Here is a 2,023-nt window from a genome sequence, read left to right on the forward strand (position 1 = left end):
AACACAAACCCCCCAAACGCGCGCGCCCCCCCCCGGGCCGCCCGTTGACCCCCCCGGGGGGGGGGGGGGGGTTATCGTTCCCCCCCCACCCCGTTTCCAAAACGGGGGCCACCCTCCGCACCATTAGTGGTCCACCGCCATTCCCCGCCCGTCACGTCGAAAGGCAGCATCACGACGACAGCCCACAACTCCACACCACGCCTATGCCGGCGCTCCAGCGAGAGATCTCTATGCCGCCGTGTAGCTGAGGCGGAACAGGTCCTGGGCACGCTCCAGGTCCCGCTCCGTACGCAACTGCAGCTCCAGGTCGCCCGTGCCGTGGTGGCCGAGCCCCGTCACGTCTCGGGTGAAGCCGGGGACGAGGTCGACCTCCTTCGGGTCTGCCTTGAGATAGACGAGGAGCTTGGTCTGCTGCGGCGGGCAGAGGCTGGCGAAGTTCCGCAGTCGTCGGTAGGCGCGGTACTGCTTGCGCTGCACCCGGGTGACGCCGTCCCCGAGTCCGACCAGGACCTCGTCGACCGCCTTGGCCAGCTCGGCCATCGCACCGCCCTGCTTCCGGACCGGCCTCACCCCGGCCGCGCGGCAGCGTACCCGCTTGGCCTGAGCCGAGTGCCCCATGACAGAGGCCACGGTCTCAAGGCCGAAGTGGTCGCTGCCGAAGTACCGGTAGCGGACCAGGTCGATCGAGCGCCGGTGCTCGCGAACGGCGTGCGCGTCGTAGCGGGTGAAGTCGCCGGCCACGCAGATCAGACGCGGTGCGCTCCACAGGACCTGGGACGCGGCCGTCACCCCGAGCCGGTCGCGGACCAGACTCCGGAAGGCGTCCTTGTGGTTCGTCAGCCAAGCCATGTAGTAGAGGCCCTGGTTGATCACACCTGCGTCGGTGCCGCGCTTGTACTCGACGATCACGGGTGCGCCGTTCTCGTCGAGACCCAGCGAGTCGATCCGCCCGCCGTCGACGCAGTCGATGACGTACTCGCTCGCAATGAACGTGACGCCCAGCATCGTCTCCATGTGCGCCTCGACGAGGTCCTGCACATCCGCCTCGACTCCAGCCAGACGCGGCATGACCTCACTCACGCCGCCCGCCATGTTGAACAGCTTCAGGCCCACCACTCCCCCTCTGTGATCACGGTGCCAGAGGGGAACGTCCCGGAGTCCGGGGATATTTCCGCGACTAGAGCCGTCTTGAAAGGAACCGAAGAGTCACCCATGCACAGCCAGAACGACGTGATAGCGGACATGGACGCGCAGTACAGCCCCTCGCGCATCCGCGCGACCTGGGCCGGAACCGGCAGTGTCGAGGACGCTTCCCGGGCCTTCGGGTTCTCCCGGGCGAAGGGCTACGACCTGGTCCGCCGCGGCGAATTTCCCTGCCGCGTACTGCGCATCGGCCGCAGCACCCGGGTGGTCACCGCATCCCTCCTCCGGGTACTCGACAGCGGCGAGCCTGAGTACAGTGGAGCCCATGACGCATACCCCGCGCCCGCCTGACGCGGTGCGCGCAGAAGCCCCCCCCCGGCTACCGGCGGGGGGCTTCTGTTTGTCACGCGAAAGTCACAGCCCCTATGAGCGGGGTACTGGCTGTAACTGTATGACCAGGTGGAAGACCTCTCGGGCCACCTCACGGCTCAACGCTTCCTGGCTCACTTCACAGATCGCGGTATCCCGCCGTCATGGAGAACACCGCAGCGACATGGGTACCCCGGCGCTTGCCCCCACCAGCCCCTGCAAGGCGACGACGGGCCTGCAGAGCAGGGGGCGTACTCGGCATGGTCGATCTGGACATGCCGATTCCCCTTCTGGTCCGATGACGTGTCGCGTTGCCGGCACCGGGCCGCGTCAGGCGGTCAGAAACGTGAGGACGCCACAACCATCGGCAGGCCCCTATCGGGACACGCCCCGCCGGCCCGGCACCGACAACGCACCATCCCCGGCCAGCAGTCGACACTGTGACACCAAGACACCACGGTCAAACAACACCTGAGTCAGACCCCAGACCCGGGACAGCACCCGCCCATCC

General features: G+C 67.7%; 2 protein-coding genes. One reads left to right on the forward strand and one right to left on the reverse strand.

The window, feature by feature from the left end; genetic code table 11:
- Positions 1-228 precede the first annotated feature (228 nt).
- Positions 229-1,116 carry an endonuclease NucS domain-containing protein gene (locus ACFWY6_RS44835; RefSeq protein ID WP_384703526.1) on the reverse strand — a complete coding sequence of 296 codons (888 nt, stop codon included), beginning with the start codon at positions 1,114-1,116 and terminating at the stop codon, positions 229-231.
- 96 nt (positions 1,117-1,212) lie between these two features.
- Between ACFWY6_RS44835 and ACFWY6_RS44840 the strand changes: the two genes are divergently transcribed.
- On the forward strand, positions 1,213-1,494 hold the full coding sequence (locus ACFWY6_RS44840) for a helix-turn-helix transcriptional regulator (RefSeq protein WP_384703529.1): 282 nt from the start codon (positions 1,213-1,215) through the stop codon (positions 1,492-1,494).
- Positions 1,495-2,023: the final 529 nt, after the last annotated feature.

This window comes from Streptomyces sp. NPDC059037 (genome assembly GCF_042740015.1).
Taxonomy (GTDB): Bacteria; Actinomycetota; Actinomycetes; order Streptomycetales; family Streptomycetaceae; genus Streptomyces.